Source organism: Salinicola avicenniae (assembly GCF_023736115.1).
Lineage (GTDB): Bacteria > Pseudomonadota > Gammaproteobacteria > Pseudomonadales > Halomonadaceae > Salinicola > Salinicola avicenniae.
This window is the reverse complement of the sequence record NZ_JAKQZC010000003.1, coordinates 330,122-346,161: the sequence shown is the minus strand read 5'-3', so window position 1 is coordinate 346,161 and position 16,040 is coordinate 330,122. Positions and strand designations below refer to the sequence as shown.

At 62.5% G+C, this 16,040-nt stretch carries 16 protein-coding genes; 3 read left to right on the top strand and 13 right to left on the bottom strand.

What is annotated here, in order from left to right:
* Nucleotides 1-25: 25 nt before the first annotated feature.
* The 5 genes from MC381_RS08040 to MC381_RS08020 all read right to left on the bottom strand — a co-directional run bounded on the left by MC381_RS08040 (nt 26) and on the right by MC381_RS08020 (nt 5,522).
* Complete coding sequence (locus MC381_RS08040; RefSeq protein WP_251977215.1) at nt 26-1,048, bottom strand: ABC transporter ATP-binding protein; 1,023 nt, start codon at nt 1,046-1,048, stop codon at nt 26-28.
* Complete coding sequence (locus tag MC381_RS08035) at nt 1,045-2,052, bottom strand: ABC transporter ATP-binding protein (protein WP_251977214.1); 1,008 nt, start codon at nt 2,050-2,052, stop codon at nt 1,045-1,047. Before MC381_RS08035 ends, MC381_RS08040 begins: the two co-directional genes overlap by 4 nt.
* On the bottom strand, nt 2,052-2,993 hold the full coding sequence (locus tag MC381_RS08030) for an ABC transporter permease (RefSeq protein WP_251977213.1): 942 nt from the start codon (nt 2,991-2,993) through the stop codon (nt 2,052-2,054). The genes MC381_RS08035 and MC381_RS08030 overlap by 1 nt, the downstream gene beginning before the upstream one ends.
* A gap of 10 nt (nt 2,994-3,003) precedes the next feature.
* A complete protein-coding gene (locus MC381_RS08025) occupies nt 3,004-3,921 on the bottom strand; it encodes an ABC transporter permease (protein ID WP_251977212.1) in 918 nt (305 codons plus the stop codon).
* An 80-nt stretch (nt 3,922-4,001) separates the two neighbouring features.
* A complete protein-coding gene (locus tag MC381_RS08020) occupies nt 4,002-5,522 on the bottom strand; it encodes an ABC transporter substrate-binding protein (protein WP_251977211.1) in 1,521 nt (506 codons plus the stop codon).
* Nucleotides 5,523-5,735: 213 nt separating this feature from the next.
* Here MC381_RS08020 and MC381_RS08015 point away from each other — a divergent pair, with 213 nt between their 5' ends.
* Nucleotides 5,736-6,653 (top strand): LysR family transcriptional regulator, encoded by a 918-nt coding sequence (locus tag MC381_RS08015; RefSeq protein WP_251977210.1) that lies wholly within the window; start codon nt 5,736-5,738, stop codon nt 6,651-6,653.
* A 144-nt stretch (nt 6,654-6,797) separates the two neighbouring features.
* Here the strand turns inward: MC381_RS08015 and MC381_RS08010 are convergent, their stop codons facing one another.
* The 4 genes from MC381_RS08010 to MC381_RS07995 all read right to left on the bottom strand — a co-directional run bounded on the left by MC381_RS08010 (nt 6,798) and on the right by MC381_RS07995 (nt 10,735).
* Nucleotides 6,798-7,580, bottom strand: coding sequence for a class I SAM-dependent methyltransferase (locus tag MC381_RS08010; RefSeq protein WP_251977209.1), 783 nt, complete (start codon nt 7,578-7,580; stop codon nt 6,798-6,800).
* Between the two features lie 784 nt (nt 7,581-8,364).
* Nucleotides 8,365-8,655 carry a cupin domain-containing protein gene (locus MC381_RS08005; protein WP_251977208.1) on the bottom strand — a complete coding sequence of 97 codons (291 nt, stop codon included), beginning with the start codon at nt 8,653-8,655 and terminating at the stop codon, nt 8,365-8,367.
* Between the two features lie 177 nt (nt 8,656-8,832).
* Complete coding sequence (locus MC381_RS08000) at nt 8,833-9,987, bottom strand: glycerophosphodiester phosphodiesterase (RefSeq protein ID WP_251977207.1); 1,155 nt, start codon at nt 9,985-9,987, stop codon at nt 8,833-8,835.
* A 70-nt stretch (nt 9,988-10,057) separates the two neighbouring features.
* Complete coding sequence (locus MC381_RS07995) at nt 10,058-10,735, bottom strand: FadR/GntR family transcriptional regulator (RefSeq protein WP_251977206.1); 678 nt, start codon at nt 10,733-10,735, stop codon at nt 10,058-10,060.
* Between the two features lie 418 nt (nt 10,736-11,153).
* On the opposite strand from MC381_RS07995, the gene MC381_RS07990 reads away from it, so the two are divergent.
* On the top strand, nt 11,154-12,614 hold the full coding sequence (locus tag MC381_RS07990; protein WP_251977205.1) for a DEAD/DEAH box helicase: 1,461 nt from the start codon (nt 11,154-11,156) through the stop codon (nt 12,612-12,614).
* A 104-nt stretch (nt 12,615-12,718) separates the two neighbouring features.
* Here MC381_RS07990 and MC381_RS07985 read toward each other — a convergent pair whose 3' ends face one another.
* From MC381_RS07985 to MC381_RS07970, 4 genes are all read right to left on the bottom strand, one after another.
* Complete coding sequence (locus MC381_RS07985) at nt 12,719-13,354, bottom strand: TPM domain-containing protein (protein ID WP_251977204.1); 636 nt, start codon at nt 13,352-13,354, stop codon at nt 12,719-12,721.
* A gap of 16 nt (nt 13,355-13,370) precedes the next feature.
* Nucleotides 13,371-14,168: a TPM domain-containing protein gene (locus MC381_RS07980; RefSeq protein WP_251977203.1), complete on the bottom strand. Its 798-nt coding sequence runs from the start codon at nt 14,166-14,168 to the stop codon at nt 13,371-13,373.
* On the bottom strand, nt 14,168-14,779 hold the full coding sequence (locus MC381_RS07975) for a LemA family protein (RefSeq protein ID WP_251977202.1): 612 nt from the start codon (nt 14,777-14,779) through the stop codon (nt 14,168-14,170). Before MC381_RS07975 ends, MC381_RS07980 begins: the two co-directional genes overlap by 1 nt.
* 157 nt (nt 14,780-14,936) lie before the next feature.
* Nucleotides 14,937-15,401 carry an HIT family protein gene (locus tag MC381_RS07970; protein ID WP_251977201.1) on the bottom strand — a complete coding sequence of 155 codons (465 nt, stop codon included), beginning with the start codon at nt 15,399-15,401 and terminating at the stop codon, nt 14,937-14,939.
* 175 nt (nt 15,402-15,576) lie between these two features.
* On the opposite strand from MC381_RS07970, the gene MC381_RS07965 reads away from it, so the two are divergent.
* The gene (locus MC381_RS07965; RefSeq protein WP_251977200.1) at nt 15,577-16,023 is read left to right on the top strand and encodes an Lrp/AsnC family transcriptional regulator; all 447 of its coding nucleotides are present in this window, start codon (nt 15,577-15,579) and stop codon (nt 16,021-16,023) included.
* Nucleotides 16,024-16,040: the final 17 nt, after the last annotated feature.

The window sequence follows — 16,040 nt, the reverse complement described above, 5'->3', positions numbered from 1 at the left end:
CAGGTACGGTCTACTCGATGCGATATCAGGCCAGGTGGCAGGCGACGCGCCCGGCATCACCGCGCACGCCTTCCAGCACGGGCCGCGACGAGCGACAGCGATCCACAGCCATGGGGCAACGCGGATGGAAGGCACAACCCGTCGGCGGGTTGGCAGGGTCCGGCATCTCGTCGCCCAGGCCGATATCCGGCACGCCAAGTCCCGGCTCGGGCGTCAGCGCGGAAGCCAGCAAGGCCTGCGTGTACGGATGACGCGGGGCGCCGAAGATCTGTGCTCGCGGCCCCTCCTCCACGATCCGCCCCAGATACATCACCGCCAGTCGGTCGACCAGATGCTCGACCACTGCCAGGTCGTGACTGATGAACAGATAGGTCAGGCCGAACTCACGCTTGAGATCCAGCAGCAGATTGAGAATCTGCGCCTGCACCGAGACATCCAGCGCCGACGTGGGTTCGTCGCAGATGACAATGTCAGGTCGCATGATCAGGGCGCGAGCGATCGCCACGCGCTGGCGCTGACCGCCCGACAGCTGGCCGGGGTACTGCTGTGCCGCGCGCTTGGGCAGGCCGACGAGGTCCAGCATCTCGGCGACACGTCGCCGGCGCTCCCCCGAATTGCCCATGGCATGGATCGCCAACGGCAGCGCGATAATCTGCTCAATCCGCTTACGGGGATTGAGCGACGAATAGGGATCCTGAAAGATCGGCTGTACATGACGCGCCAGCTTTTTCTGGTCCGCGCCCCGCAGCGGTCGCCCGTCGATCAATACATCGCCGTCGCTGGGCGTCGTCAGTCCCAGCAGCATCTTGGCCAGGGTGCTCTTGCCGCAGCCGGACTCTCCCACCAGCCCCATGACCTGTCCCCGAGGCACGCGTAGCGAGACGTCGTTGACCGCATGCAGCGTGCGACCCTGCCGGAAAAACCCGCCGCCTAGCGTAAAGGTCTTCGACAGCGCACAGAGCTCGAGTGCGATCTCACCGGACCCCGCGTGAGGATCGCGCAGCGGGGAGGGTCCGGGTGCCGCCTCGGCAGACAGAATGGCATTCATGAAATCGTCTCCGGCTGTGAGGGCGTGGCCGAGGCCATCGGGCGGTCGGCGAAGTGGCAGCGAGCGCGATGCCCCTCGTTCAAGGCCATGAACGGCGGGGTAGTCTCGCAGCGCGCTTCGGCAAGGGGGCAACGGTTGCGAAACGCGCAACCCTCGACGTGGCCGACCAGACTGGGGACGACACCGGGGATCGCCTGCAGACGGCTTCCCGGCGGCGTCTTGCCCGGCGCGGGGATACAGCTGAGCAGTCCTCGCGTGTAGGGATGACTGGGTCTGGCATAGAGTGCCGGAGTGACGGCGGCTTCGATGACTTCACCCGCGTACATGACTGCCACCCGGTCGGCGATTCTCGCCACCACGCCCAGATCATGCGTAATGAAGATCACCGCCGTACCGGACTCCTGCTGCAGCTCCCGCAGCAGACGCAGAATCTGTGCCTGGATGGTCACATCAAGGGCCGTGGTCGGCTCGTCGGCAATAATGAGATCGGGTTTGCACATCAGCGCCATGGCGATCATGACGCGCTGACGAAGCCCGCCTGAGAGCTGATGGGGATACTGGTCAAGCCGCTCGGCCGCCGCACTGATACCGACCCGTTCCAGAAGATGGATCGCCCGCTCTCGCGCGTTCTGGCGACTGCCCAGACGATGCCGGAGGAAGGCTTCGCAGAGCTGATTGCCCAGCGTGTAGGACGGGTTCAGCGCAGTCATCGGCTCCTGAAAGATCATCGCCATGCGCAAGCCGCGCAGGCCACCGCGCTGTCGCGCCGAGATAGCGGTCAGATCGATGCCGTCGAAATCGAGGCAATCCGCCGTGAGGCGGGCGCGTCGCGGCAGCAGGCCCATCAGGGCCAGCGACGTCATCGACTTGCCGCAGCCGGATTCGCCGACCAGACACAGCATTTCGCCGCGCTCGACATGGAAGTCGATCCCGCGCACGGCATGTAGAGTGCCGGCATCCACCGGCAGGTCGACTCGTAGATTCCTGGCTTCCAGTAACGCCATCAGCTGCGCCCTCCCGGTGCATTGAGATCCCGTAGACCATCGCCCAGCAGGTTGATCGCCAGCACCAGCAGAAATAGCGCGATGCCGGGAATGGCGATGACCCAGGGCTGGAAGAACATGTAGGCCTTGCCCTCGGCCACCATCAGCCCCCAGGAGGGCAATGGCGGCTGCACCCCCATGCCGAGAAACGACAGCGTGGCCTCGAGCAAGATGGCGTGGGCCATCTCCAGCGTAATGACGACGATCAGAGCGCCGGTGATATTGGGCAGCACCTCGCGCAGCAGAATGTACGGCAGCGAGCACCCGAGCGTACGCGCGGCATGGATATACTCCGAGTCTCGCAGCTGCTGGGTCACCGAACGCGACACCACGGCAAAGCGGTCCCACAACAGCAGCCCGAGCAGCACGATCACGGTGAACAGCGAGCCGCCGGTGAGCGACGCGAGCGCCAGCGCAACCAGCACGACCGGCATGGCCAGGCGAGTGGTGACGATATAGCTGATGACAGCGTCGACCCGGCCACCAAAATAGCCCGCCAGCACGCCGAGCGTCGTGCCGATGACGCCGGAAATCAGCGCCGCGACCAGGCCGATGACCAGCGAGATCCGCGTGCCGTAGAGCAGCCGGCTCAGATAGTCGCGCCCTAATTTGTCGGTACCGAGGACGTGCGACCAGCTGCCTGATTCATGCCAGACGGGCGGCACCATGCGATTGGCGATGTCTTGATAGTAGGGATCGTGCGGGGCGAGTACCGGCGCCAGCAGCGCGACGGCCACGGCCACCAACACGAGGCAGAGCCCTATCGTCAGCCCCCGGTGCCCGAAAACCTTGCGCGTCAGGCGTGACCAGGCCGGTGCCGGCAGAGGAATTTCGCCCAGCGTCGCCGGCCGCGCCCCTTCGGCCGCCGATGCTTCGTGTGTCGTCGACGTCGAGATCGTCATGTCTGGCTCCTCATCGGGTACGGATGCGCGGGTCGAGCGCCGCATTGGCGACATCCGCCAACAGCGTCAGAACGATGTAGAACAGCGCGATGATCAGCACGACGGCCTGAACCACGGGATAGTCGTTGCGGGAGATCGCATCCCAGGCCAGCTGTCCGAGGCCGTTCAGCGAGAACACCGACTCGATCACCACGGACCCTCCCAACATGAAACCGAGCTCCACCGCCGCCAGCGCGACGACCGGGATGACCGCGTTGCGCAACGCGTGCTTGAAGATGACGGATCTGGCACTGAGCCCCTTGGCGCGCGCCGTGCGGATGTAGTCCGACTCCAATACCTCGAGCATGCCCGTGCGGGTCAGTCGCATCATGGCGGGCGTGGCGTAGTAACCCAGCGCGATGGCCGGTAGCACGAAGTGTTGCCAGCCGTCGCTGCCGGCTGCCGGGAGCCACTGCAGCGTGACCGCGAAGATCACGATCAAAGTCAAACCGAACCAGAAGCTGGGCATCGCCTGTCCGATCACGGCGAACAACAGCGCCAGCCGGTCTACCCAGGTATCACGCCGAATGGCAGCGACCACACCCAGCGGAATGGCAATGCAGACAGCCAAGGCTAGTGCCAGGCCGCCCAACGTCAGCGTGATCGGCATGCGGTCCACGATGAGATCCACGACCGTGCTCTGGTAGTAGTAGGAACGACCGAAATCGAACTGCAGTGCATGGCCCAGCCACTCCAGGTACTGATTGACGATCGGCCGATCCAGGCCATAGTCGATGCGAATCTGCTCGACCTGCTCCGCCGTCGCTTCCGGCCCCGCAATCGAGGCAGCCAGATCTCCGGACAGATGCAGCAGCATGAAACTGACGATCGATATGGTCAGCGCCACGCTCAGGGCGACCAGAATTCGCCGAACGATGAAAGTTCCCATACGCTCTCCTCACGCCGCGCGGCCGCTATCCACCAGCAGACGACGACCCCGCGACATCACTTGCGATATTGCATCGAGGGCTATTGCCAGCTGGCTTCGGCGAAACGCGGCAGCTCGTCCGGATAAGGCGTGAAGTTCAGATCGGCGGTGTAGGCATAGTAGGTGGAGTAGGAAAAGAGCGGTGCCCAATAGGCCTGCTCGGAAATGCGCTGGAGGGCTTTGCGATAGTTCTCCTTGCGCACCGCCGGATCGACCGAAGTATCCGCCGTCTGTAGCCACTGCTGGACCTGTTCGTCGTTCCAGCGATCATCCGCACCGCCACCGAAATAGACGCTGGTGATGGCCGAGACGTCATTGACCGAGTAGGAGCCCCAGGTCTTGAACGACATGTCGGTCTTGCCGCCGCGCTGCATATCCAGCAGTGCCGGTGAGGTCATGAAGCGCAGGTTGGCGCGAATGCCGACATTGCGCAGGTCGCCGATCATCGCCTCGGCATAGTCGCGTTCGCGATAGGCGAAGAGATCCACCTCGAAGCCATCGCCGTACCCCGCTTCCTCCAGCAATGTCCGGGCCTTTTCGGGATCGTAGTCATAATCGACGACATCCTCGGTCTCGCAGCCGAACTGCGCCGGAAAACAGGGCGCATAGAGCGGCCGACTGCCGCCGCGCACCAGATTGTCCGCCATGCCCTGACGATTGATCGCGTGGTTGATCGCCCGACGCACCTTGAGATCGTGCAACGGTGAGTCTTCTCGCTCTGCTGCGTCCAGCGCGATATAACCCACGCGCATCGTCTCACCGCTATCCACGGTAATGTTGGGCACGCTCTGCATCTGCTCGGCCTGATCCGCCGGCACGCGCCAGATCCAGTCCACCTGCCCGGTCATCAGTTGCGCCACGCGAGAGTCCTGGTCCGGAATGACCTTGAACTCGAGCTTGCCGATCTGCGGCTTGCCGATCGGACTGTCGGCAAAATAGTCGTCGTTGCGTTCCAGCGTGACGCCTTCGCCGGGTATGACTTCAGTGATGCGATACGGCCCGGTACCGATCGGTTGCTGGCTATAGGTCTCGAGCCCGACTTCCTGGAAGTATTCATCGGGATAGACCGGCAACGGCCCGGATAGATACTCCAGGGCGGCGGGAAAGGGACCGTCGAGATGAAATCTGACATGGGTGTCATCGATCTTCTCGACATGATCGATCCAATCGATGTTCTGTCGCGTCACGACCTTGGACTCCGGCGACACCACATAGTTGAAGGTGAACACCACGTCATCGGCATTGAAGGGTTCACCGTTCTGAAACGTCACCCCCTCGCGCAGCGTCATCTCCAGGGTCGTGTCATCCACCCAGTGCCACTCGGTCGCCAGCATCGGTTCGTAGTCGTTGGTCTCCGGATTCCGGTAGATCAACGTATCCCAGGCAAGATGGGAAAGAATGACGCCTTCACGCAGGTTGTTATGGTAGGGGCTGACATTCTCGGGCTCGCTGTCGGAGGCATAGACCAACGTATCATTGGCCTTGTTCGCCTGCGCCGGCAGCGAGAGACAACACAGTACCGCTCCCGTCAGCGCGTGACGGGTAGTCAGGATCGAGCGCATTTCAACCTCGTTATTATGTCGTGGGATGAAATCGAATGGATCATGTCGCCCGGCGGATTATTCTTGTCGCGATATTTCGCCTTGGCCGTCGACACTGAATTCACGCTATCCGAGCCCTACCCATGCCACAAGTACAATGTTTAGAATAAAGCATTGCCATTTCGGCAAACATTAATAAAAACAATCTTAATAAAAACAAAAGAGGCCGATATCATGATCAACAATCGCGCGCTGCAAGAGACCGCCCTGCGATACTTTCTCGCCGTGGTTAAGCATGGCTCGATCAGCGAAGCCTCGTTACAACTCAACGTCGCGGCCTCGGCGATCAGCCGTCAGATCTCGCGCCTGGAGCAGGAGCTCGATACCCAGCTCTTCGAGCGACGTGCCCGCGGCATGACCCCCAGTGCCGCGGGTGAACTCCTCGCCGCTCATGCCCGCCGCATGCAGCTGGAGAGCGAACGCGTCGCCAGTGAGATTCAGGCACTACAGGGGCTGGAGCGAGGAACGGTACGTCTCGCCAGCTCGGAAGGCTTTGCGGTCGATTTTATCCCGCTGGCGGTCGCGGAATTTCGGCAGCGCTATCAAGGTATCCAGTTTCGCCTGAGCGTCAGTTCGCCGGCCGAAGTGACCCGTAAGGTACGCGAGGGAGAGGTCGATATCGGTTTGACCTTCAGCCTCGCGCCGGAACGCGACATTCAGGTCGAGGCGCGCCAGCGCTCACGCATTCATGCGCTGATGTCGCACGAGCATCCCCTGGCAACGAGACAGCATGTCACACTGGCACAACTGCAGGCTTTTGCCCTCGCGCTTCCCCCGCCGGAAACCACGCTACGCCAGCTCTTCGATATCTGCTGCAGTCAGCAGAATCTAATCTTCGAGTCGATCTTTACCAGCAATTACACCGAAGCCCTGGTGAATTACGCCATGCTGGGCGGCGGGATCGCGCTGGCCGGCGAGGTCTCGATCCGACATCGTCTGCTCAGGCAGCAACTGGTCGCGATTCCGATTCGCGATACGGGCATGGACGCCCGCCATGTGGAATTACAGACGCTGGCCAATCGCACCTTGCCAGCCGCTACCGCGGCATTTCTGGAACATCTACGCGGCATGATGCGGGCCCCCGTCTCCTGACCGTTTCCACGACGCTGTCTCGATGTCGATCGCATCGCTCGTCGACAGCGCTATGCCGGAGGCGGCCGTCGCGGTGATAGCGGATGCCCCGTGCCTTGTGCTCCCCCGAACGCCTGTGCCCTGGCCGGCGCAGTGCCCGCCAGGTCATGTCACGGTTTCATTGCCAAAAGTGAACACGCCTAGCCCCTTCTCCATCGGCATCGACGCGAAAGCGCCATGGTAGCGCTCTGCCCACCGCTGGCAGATACGCTTCTCTTCTCCTCTGGCAGCGTCATCCAACCAAACCGTGGCGCGGGGCGACAGTCTATCGGCGACGGCGGGCAGCGCGGGATAGCGGGCAAATTCGCAGGTGGGTGCCGGTGGTCCATCCACCAACACGAAGTCGATATCCTTGACACCTTGAAGTAGCGAGACCGGGTACCAAAGTCGCTTCTGGTCGTCACGCTCATTGAGGTGCTCACCCACCCAGGGCTCCAGCTCACCCACGCGAAGATCGACCCACCCATTCAGATCCTCCCGCTCCAGGTTCACACGGGTTTGCTGTGCGTAGGGCTCGAGGTGCTCGATCGAGATGAGCCGCCCCGCTCCCACCTGAGCCAGCGCATCCGCGATCACCAAGGTGGAAGCCCCACTGCCGAATTCCACCACCACCTCAGGGCGACGTTCGACGATCCACTCATGCAGCAACAGAAGGATATCCGGAGACAGAGGCCAACCACGTAATGGCGGTAGACGCCCCCGAATGGAAAGGCGTCTCGTCAGCCAGTGAAACGCCTCGAATTGTCGATAGAGCTGACGGTCTACCTCTTGCTGCCTGGAGAGCACGACCGTCTGGAGTTTACGCAGGCGCGTATCCAGCACCTTCTCGAACGCTTCGAGCCGGGCCTGTTCCAGCGCCTCGGCAGGTAAAAGCTTGACGTTATTCATGATCCCTCCCCCATTGGTTTCTCAACAGCCGCCCCGGTCCTCATCGACCACGGCAACAACAAGACTCCTTTATTTAGAAAAATCTAATTATGACTGTTAACCAATTCAGCCTTAGAGGGCCAGATCAAAAAAATAAGCTCACTGACTGACAACCATCCTTCCATGACTCCGACACGGTACTAGCGTGTCATCGCAGGCCGGGGGGAACATCTTGATACTCATGAGATCTCTCCGCATCAACGGGTACTGATGGTCGCCGTATCGATGATGCCCCTCAAGGCTCGAAAACGACGTGTCGATGAGGCCTGGCTGATGGCGCACCCTCACGCCCTGTCTACTCGCATCGGCAATAGTCGGAAACTGAGTCCTGAGCATCGGGACATCGCCTGCCCCACTGCCTTCCCGCAAATGAAGAAGGCCTTGTCATGGTGGGATTGGGCCTTAGATCACGCTCGGCATGAAGCTAGCCACTGCGCCGAGACAGGCGCCTGAGCCCCCGGGCACGACACCGGTCACAGGCATAGACACAGGGGGGTGCCGTTTCGACAAGGCTTTACGAAAACGGCAAGGAGAAAAACGAGCTTGATGCCCGAAAGGAATCGGAATCACGATTCTCCACGCTTGGCGGAGAAGAGCGATTCAGCGTGGGAATCCAGGGGAATTTAACCAAGATCTTGTCGTCATCGTACGGCGATCAACAACGGCGCGCCCGGTGAATCTGCGGGTAGCACGCCTGGCACCCACGCGTGACACGAGGACAATACTCGCACCACGCGAGGCACGACTACTTCATCTCGATCTCGACGAAGACGAATTCGAAGTCATTGTCGTTGATGACGTTGTGTTCGACGCCGCTGTCACGGTAGTAGGAAACGCCAGTCTCCAGCGTGGAGAAGGTATGGCCGTCGAGCGTCTGCAGGTCGAGCTTGCCGGTGGTCTGCGGCACGACGACATAGTCATGGCCGTGCTCGTGCCAGCCGGTCTCGGCGCCAGGCGGAAACCGCCACTCGGTGACGACGACGCGATCGTTGTCGATTTGAACGGTGGGTTGGGCCTTGGGACGAGTGCTGTTCATCGTTGTTACCTGCCTATTGGTGGATGAAGATAGACGAACGTCTAACGACGCATCGGTGCCTGTCGAGTGAAGCACGGCGGCGGTCGCCTGTCGAAGTGAAAGCCCGTTCACGGACGGCGCTTTGCTGTCGGCCGGTCGTCGCCCGGACCATCGTCGACCGGGCGACGCGATCCAGACTCAGTAGCCGAGGCGATCCAGCAATTGCTGCGGGTCGGCAGGCGTCTGGCCGAGAAATTCCAGCAGCGCTGCCGGCCGATTGGTGAAGAAACCGTCGACTCCCCGCTGCTGATAGCGGGCGAAATCCGCCGGCGAATCGACCGTATAGGGATGCACCAGCAACCCGTCATCGTGCGCCATGCCGACCATCCACGACTCGGCCAGCTCCATGTAGCTGAACTGGCGGCTGAAGGCACCGTCGTGCTCGGTCTGGATCGTCGATGGCCCGATGCCGATCGCGCCGTGTGCCTTGGCGAAGTCGAGCCATTGCCCATAGGCCTCGGGGGAAGCGACCGTCTGGCGCGCGTAGTAGTCTGCCAGGCTCTCCTCGTCGCCCTGGGGCTGGCTCGGCGCCGGCTCGATACTCCCCTCTCCCACCCAGAGCAGCAGCACACGTGGCACCTCCGGCATTGCCTCCTCGAGAGCAGCCAGGCTGGCCCTGGAAAAGGTCTGCATCATCACGCGGGCGGGGCCGTCCGCCACGGAGACCCTATCTCTCTCGCTGGCCGCCGGCGACTCAGGCTCCCCCAGCCAGCCGCGTGACGCCAGCGCCTCACGCAGGTCCTGCTCGATGCCCGGGAACTGATCGGGGACCTTGGTCTCGATATACAGCCCCGGGCGATGGCGACCGCCCTCCGCGATATCGATCACTTCATCGAGCGTCAGGATCGGCAGGCCCGCATAAGCGTCGCGTGCGCGCTCGGGATAGGCGGCATTGAACCAGCTACCGGCATCGAGTTGCTTGAGTTCAGCCAGCGTGAAGGCGGAGACCGGCGCCTCGGCTCGTGCCGGGAAGACCTCGGCCACGTTGGTATTGCGGCCCAACGTGTTGTCATGAATGGCAACCAGCTGGCCATCCTTCGTCCGCTGCAGATCGAGCTCTAGGTAGTCGGCCCCCAGCTCACGCGCCAGCCGGTAGGCCGGCGCCGTGGACTCCGGCGCCATGAACGACGCCCCGCGGTGGGCGATCACCGCCTCGCAGGGAACCGGAATCTTGGTACAGAGTGTCGCGCCCCGCGACTCGCCGGCGTTCGGCGCATCCGCCAGCACGGATGACACTGGCAGCAGTGCGCCGACACCGCAAACCAATAGCCAACGGTGTATCTTGATAGGCATTTTTGTCTCCTTTGTCTTGCCTATGGTGCAGTCCACAAGATCAGCTTTCTCTGCGCTATGACCTCGACGGTTACGCCATGATCTCGACGGTATGGCGCGTCGATGCCATCAGATCGACATAGGCAGCGCTGGCGGCCACGACGTCGCGCTGACGCATCGCCTCGAGCAGCGCCAGGTGGTGAGGAAAGCTGTCGTCGAAGACGTTGTTGCGATCTTCCGGGGTCTGCCAGGAGGCATAGAGTTCGGAATGGATCGAGCGGATCAGTTCGACCATCACCTGATTGCCGCTGGCCCGGTAGATCGCCAGATGAAAGGCGCTGTCCGCTTCATGGACGCGCAGGAAATCGTCGTCCTCGCGGGCCTGACGATATGCTTCCAGATACTGTGCCATTTCGTCGAACTGTGCCTCGCAGGCATTGACCGTCGCCAGCGCCACGGCCTTGCCCTCCAGCACCTGGCGTACGTCCAGCATCTCCAGCAGGTGCTGACGCGCATCGGTGACATGCAGGCGCGAAAAGAGGCGAAAAATCTGCTGATCGCTGACAAAGATCCCTCTGCCATTGACGACCTTGATGACCCCCTCGGCCTCAAGTCGCTTGACCCCTTCACGTAGCGTCGAACGCCCCACTTGCAGTCGCGTCATCCATTCGGATACCGACGGCAGGCGGTCCCCGGCTTCCAGCTGGTTTTCCGTGATATAGCTACCGATTTCACCTGCCACGGTGTCGGACAAGTAGAGTCTTTTCATCGTTTTTCCGCGTGATGCCGTGTTTCCCGGCAATGGGAGCAAAACGGTATCGGGAAACGAGGTAGCGTTCAATTCATCCCACCACACCGAATCGTCGGTACCGACACCGGATCTTCGCCCCAGTCAGTCCTTACTTCGCCACCACCCCACGCACGACGCGACATCACGCCCGTCGTAATCGTCGCCGACCGACGCTTCGCGGGCCCCGCTCAGGCGACAAACGCATAGCGGACGCCCGCGAGTTACGTTAAGCTGCCTGACCACTATCACCAGCGTCTGGCCCGTCGTCACGCGAAGCTGAAAAGAGATGGCGACCCTTCTGCAAGCCTGTCATCAGGCACATCAGCCAGCACTGGCACCCCACGGTTGAGCGTAGCCGCTTCCCTTCGCCTCTCGCCGCGACCTTAGAGATTACCGAATGAGTTTTGACTCACTGGGCCTTAGCGCCCCGTTGCTGACAGCCGTTGCCGAACAGGGCTACGACACCCCCTCCCCGATTCAGAGCCAGGCGATTCCCGCCGTGCTGCAGGGCCGCGATGTCATGGCGGCCGCCCAGACGGGTACCGGCAAGACGGCCGGTTTTACCCTTCCGATCCTGCACCGTCTGTCGCAGAAAGATCAGCCGAAAGGCCGCCCCATCCGGGCGCTGATGCTGACCCCGACTCGCGAACTGGCCGCCCAGGTCAGCGAAAGCGTCGAGACCTACGGCAAGCACCTGCCGCTGAAGAGCGCGGTGGTATTCGGCGGCGTCAAGATCAACCCGCAGATCGCCAAGCTGCGCGACGGCGTCGACATCCTGGTCGCCACGCCGGGCCGCCTGCTCGATCTTTACCAGCAGAAAGCCGTGCGCTTCGATCAGCTCGAAGTGCTGGTGCTCGATGAAGCCGACCGCATGCTCGACATGGGCTTTATCCACGATATTCGCAAGGTGCTGGCGGTGCTGCCCAAGCAGCGTCAGAACCTGCTCTTCTCGGCGACCTTCTCGCAGGACATTCGCAACCTCGCCAAGAGCATCGTCAACGACCCGGTCGAGGTTTCGGTCACGCCACGCAACTCCACGGCCACAACCGTCGAGCAACGCGTCCATCCGGTCGACAAGAGCCGCAAGCCAGCGCTGTTGTCTCACCTGATCCAGACACATGACTGGCATCAGGTACTGGTGTTCACGCGCACCAAGCATGGCGCCAACCGTCTGACCAAATATCTCGAAGGCCAGGGAATCGAAGCGGCGGCAATCCACGGCAACAAGAGCCAGAATGCCCGGACCAAGGCACTGGCCGACTTCAAGAGTGGCGACATTCGGGCCCTGGTGGCGACCGACATCGCCGCGCGCGGGCTGGATATCAATCAACTGCCGCAGGTCGTCAATTTCGAACTGCCCAACGTAGCCGAGGACTATGTCCACCGTATCGGGCGCACCGGCCGCGCCGGCGCCAGCGGACATGCGGTTTCACTGGTCAGCCTGGACGAGAAGAAGGAACTGGCCGGTATCGAGCGCCTGATCAGCAAGCGCCTCGACAGCCAGATCGTCGAGGGCTTCGAACCGACACCGGGCGGTGGCCCCAAGGTCGACGAGAACGACGATCGCCCCCCGCGTCAGCCTCGCGGACGTGGCAACGGTGGCGGTCGTGGCAATGGTGGTGGACGCGGTAACGGTAGCGGTCGTGGCGGCAACGGCGGCGGCAATGGCAACGGCCAGCGTCGTGGCGCTAACGGCAGTGGCGGCGCCTCGAACTCGGCACGCGACAACGACGACAATCGCGGCAACCGCTTGGATGCCGATAGCAACCGAGCCGCCGATGCACCGCCACGCCGTCGGCGCTCGCGCGGTGGCCGGGGACGCACCGGCAATGCCGGCGGCGGTGGCGGCAACCGCTAAGCCTCCGACGTCTCTCTCGAGCCGGAAAAGCAGCGCGGCCACCGATCGAATCGGTGGCCGCGCTTTTCATTGGCGTGTGGCGGCGGGCGGGCGACGCCCGCAAACTACTCCAGCACGACCAGCCGATTCGGCAGTTCGTTTCTGTCGTGCGTCGCTGGCACATGCGTCTTGAGCAGCTCGCCGCAGGCGTCGATGCAGTCGAGGAAACCCGGCAGCGTCTCGCCGGCGCGCACCCGCTGGGTGAAGTCGGCAACGATACGCTGCCAGTGGGCGTCGCTCAGCTGCTGCGAGATCCCCCGGTCGACCAGAATTTCGACATAACGCTCCGCCTCGGAAACGAAAATCAACATCCCGGTGCCTGCCTCGGTGTGATGCAGGTTCTGCTCCAGGAACTGACGACGCGCCAGATTGGAAGCGCGCCAGAAGCGCACCGATCGCGGGATCAGTCGTGTCATCACCGCCGGCAGGCGAAAGAGCACACCCAGTACGATGAAGGTGAGCCACTGCAGCGCCAGCAGCCACCACACGCCCGGTGCCGCACCGCCGGGAAGCCAGCTGGCAATGACCGCTAAGGCCCCGGGCGCGACGAGCGCGATGACGCCGGCCCAGAGCAGCGGGATATAGGCGTAGTTGTCGGCCTGACGCGCCAGCACCGTCACCACCTCCGCATCGGTCTCGCGTTCGATCCGTGTGATGGCTTCGCCGACCTGTCGGCGCTCGTTATCGTTCAGTAGCGTCATGTTCGCGTCCCCTTCTTCACCAGCCGCCGGAGGCGCCGCCGCCACCGAAACCGCCGCCGCCACCGCTGAAGCCACCGCCTCCGCCGAGACCGCCGCCACCGAATCCACCGCCGCTGCCGAGCGCGCCGCCCAGCAGCACGCCGCCTAGCGCACCGCGTCCCCGGCGGCGACGGCCCCCACCGCCGCCACCGCCGCCGCTACGCACGATCAGCATGACGATGAAGAACAGGACGCCGAACCAGATACCGGCGCCGCCCAGATGACGCGAATCCTCCGATTCCGCGGCGGGATCCGCTGCCGGTGTCGTCTCGCGCTGCGGATCGCCGCCAAGCACTTCGATCATGGCCTGGGTGCCCTGCAAGATCCCTGCGGAGAAATTTCCCTGCTGGAAAGCGGGCGTGATGATTTGCTGGATGATGGCCGAAGATTGCGCATCGGTCAGCCGCCCCTCCAGCCCATAGCCGACCTCGATGCGCACTTGCCGCTCCTGCATTGCGACAATCAGCAGCGCGCCATTGTCCTCGCCCTCCTGCCCGATGCCCCAGTGGCGCCCAAGCTGATAGCCGTAACTCTCGATCGCTTCGCCCTGGAGATCGGGCAGCGTGACCACGACAACCTGCTCGCCGGTCGCCGCTTCGTGCGCCGCCAGCATGTCACTCAAGCGGGAGCGGTCGCCATCCGACAGCAGTTCCGCGTTATCGACGACGCGGCCGCTCAATTCGGGAAACTCTGGCGCCGCCTGAGCCATCGAGACCAGCGCGAGAACCAGTAGCGTCAACCACGGCGCAAGGATTCGAGGAAATCGCCTAAGCATCAGAAATTCACCTGTGGCGCCTCTTCCGCGCCCTCGGTCGTGGCCTGAAAGTTGTCGCGCAGCGGAAGATCACTGTAGAGCAGGCTATGCCAGATCTTGCCGGGGAAGGTCCGAATCTCGGTATTGTAGGTCTCGACCGCCTGGATGAAGTCACGCCGCGCCACGGCAATCCGGTTCTCGGTGCCTTCGAGCTGGGACTGCAGCGACAGGAAATTCTGGCTAGAGCGCAGGTCGGGATAGCGCTCAGAGACGGCCATCAGGCGGCTCAGTGCTCCGCTCAGCTGCTGCTGGGCGTCTTCGAACCGTTGTAGCTGCTCCGGGTCGTTCAGTGTATCGGCATCGACCTGGATCGACGTGGCCCGGGACCGGGCATCGGTCACCGCCTCGAGCGTTTCTCGCTCCTGGGCGGCAAACCCCTTCACTGTCTCGACCAGGTTCGGAATCAGGTCCGCACGCCGCTGGTACTGGCTCTCGACCTGAGACCAGGCCGATTTCACCTTCTCGTCCAGCGTGGGAATGTTGTTGATACCGCAGCCGCTGAGCGACAGCAGCAGAGATAGCAAGAGCGCCCAGCGCCAGACCTGGCGCTGGGCGGTTGGCAGAGCAGGCATGTTCGTCGTCATCGAAAAGTATCCGGATCGGGGCAAACGCATGGAATGAAGCGGCAAGAGCATTGCCGGCGAAGACAGCCGTCAAGTTAACGTGAGATCCCGACTGAAGAAAGCGCCAGGCCTCGATGAACGACAGCATCACAGCCGCAGCTCGACATCAGGGCCCGTCGAACTCGCGAATATGCCGGGCCAGCGCCGCCAGGGCGTCATCATCGGCGCGCTTATAGTCGTGCGAAGAGAGATAGCCCTCGTAGACATCGAAAAACTTGTCCACGTTGGCTTCGATCGGCTTGAAACTGGAATCTTCCCCGGTGCCATGCATCGGAAACAGTTTGGCGTGAAGGTGATCGACCCCGTAGCCTTCGAAGAACATGCCGCAGCGCGCCACCCCTTCCAGCGACGCATCCAGTCGCGCGGCAACGCGCTTGGTTGCCACGATCAGTTGCTCGAGCACCGCATCCTCGCGCTCGAACGCGTAGCTGGGATGATGAGCCTTGGGAATGACCACGGTAAAACCTGCCGTGTTGGGAAAGATCGAGAGGAAAGCCAGATGCCCATCGTCCTCCCAGACCTTGTGACATGGCGCGCGGCCGGCGACGATATCGCAGAAAATGCAGTTCATGGACGTCTCTGTCGCTGCTGAATCGGCACTCTATTAGTCATGACCGATCACGAGACGTCAACGCCGGCCTCGCGACGAAGGCGGCTCGAGCGGCGGACCGGTCCTTCGCTTGCCAAGCGCGGCCCGTCGGTCTCCCAACCCTTTCTTCCTCTGGGCTCTCGGTATCTGAAAAATTATGAACAAGCTCGACAACGCATTGCTCAACCTCCTGATCAAGGATGGCCGGATGTCCTACGCCGAACTGGCGCGTGAACTCGAGATATCACGCGCCCACGCGCGCGACCGGGTTCAGCATCTGGTCGACAGCGGGGTGATCGAGCAGTTCACGGCGGTGGTCAACCCCACCAAGCTCGGCAAGGTCATCTCCACCTTCGTCGACCTCAAGGTCGCGCCCTACGCCATCGAGGCCATGGCGGAAGAGCTGGGCGAGTGCCATGAAGTGATCAATCTCTACATCATGAGCGATTTGAGAAGCCTGCACATGCACACGCTCACCGATAGCCAGGAGACATTCGACCGCTTCGCTCGCGAGCGTCTGCTCGGTCGCGAGGAAGTGATCTCGGTCAACTGCACCACGCTGCTGTCACGGATCAAGCATGGCCGCGGCGGCGCCAAGATTTGACCCCGCCGCGCGGCTCG

Excerpts from the sequence above, each read along its gene's own strand:
- MC381_RS08040 (WP_251977215.1), bottom strand. The coding sequence starts at position 1,048 with ATGAATGCCATTCTGTCTGCCGAGGCGGCACCCGGACCCTCCCCGCTG.
- MC381_RS08035 (WP_251977214.1), bottom strand. The coding sequence starts at position 2,052 with ATGGCGTTACTGGAAGCCAGGAATCTACGAGTCGACCTGCCGGTGGAT.
- MC381_RS08030 (WP_251977213.1), bottom strand. The coding sequence starts at position 2,993 with ATGACGATCTCGACGTCGACGACACACGAAGCATCGGCGGCCGAAGGG.
- MC381_RS08025 (WP_251977212.1), bottom strand. The coding sequence starts at position 3,921 with ATGGGAACTTTCATCGTTCGGCGAATTCTGGTCGCCCTGAGCGTGGCG.
- MC381_RS08020 (WP_251977211.1), bottom strand. The coding sequence starts at position 5,522 with ATGCGCTCGATCCTGACTACCCGTCACGCGCTGACGGGAGCGGTACTG.
- MC381_RS08015 (WP_251977210.1), top strand. The coding sequence starts at position 5,736 with ATGATCAACAATCGCGCGCTGCAAGAGACCGCCCTGCGATACTTTCTC.
- MC381_RS08010 (WP_251977209.1), bottom strand. The coding sequence starts at position 7,580 with ATGAATAACGTCAAGCTTTTACCTGCCGAGGCGCTGGAACAGGCCCGG.
- MC381_RS08005 (WP_251977208.1), bottom strand. The coding sequence starts at position 8,655 with ATGAACAGCACTCGTCCCAAGGCCCAACCCACCGTTCAAATCGACAAC.
- MC381_RS08000 (WP_251977207.1), bottom strand. The coding sequence starts at position 9,987 with ATGCCTATCAAGATACACCGTTGGCTATTGGTTTGCGGTGTCGGCGCA.
- MC381_RS07995 (WP_251977206.1), bottom strand. The coding sequence starts at position 10,735 with ATGAAAAGACTCTACTTGTCCGACACCGTGGCAGGTGAAATCGGTAGC.
- MC381_RS07990 (WP_251977205.1), top strand. The coding sequence starts at position 11,154 with ATGAGTTTTGACTCACTGGGCCTTAGCGCCCCGTTGCTGACAGCCGTT.
- MC381_RS07985 (WP_251977204.1), bottom strand. The coding sequence starts at position 13,354 with ATGACGCTACTGAACGATAACGAGCGCCGACAGGTCGGCGAAGCCATC.
- MC381_RS07980 (WP_251977203.1), bottom strand. The coding sequence starts at position 14,168 with ATGCTTAGGCGATTTCCTCGAATCCTTGCGCCGTGGTTGACGCTACTG.
- MC381_RS07975 (WP_251977202.1), bottom strand. The coding sequence starts at position 14,779 with ATGCCTGCTCTGCCAACCGCCCAGCGCCAGGTCTGGCGCTGGGCGCTC.
- MC381_RS07970 (WP_251977201.1), bottom strand. The coding sequence starts at position 15,401 with ATGAACTGCATTTTCTGCGATATCGTCGCCGGCCGCGCGCCATGTCAC.
- MC381_RS07965 (WP_251977200.1), top strand. The coding sequence starts at position 15,577 with ATGAACAAGCTCGACAACGCATTGCTCAACCTCCTGATCAAGGATGGC.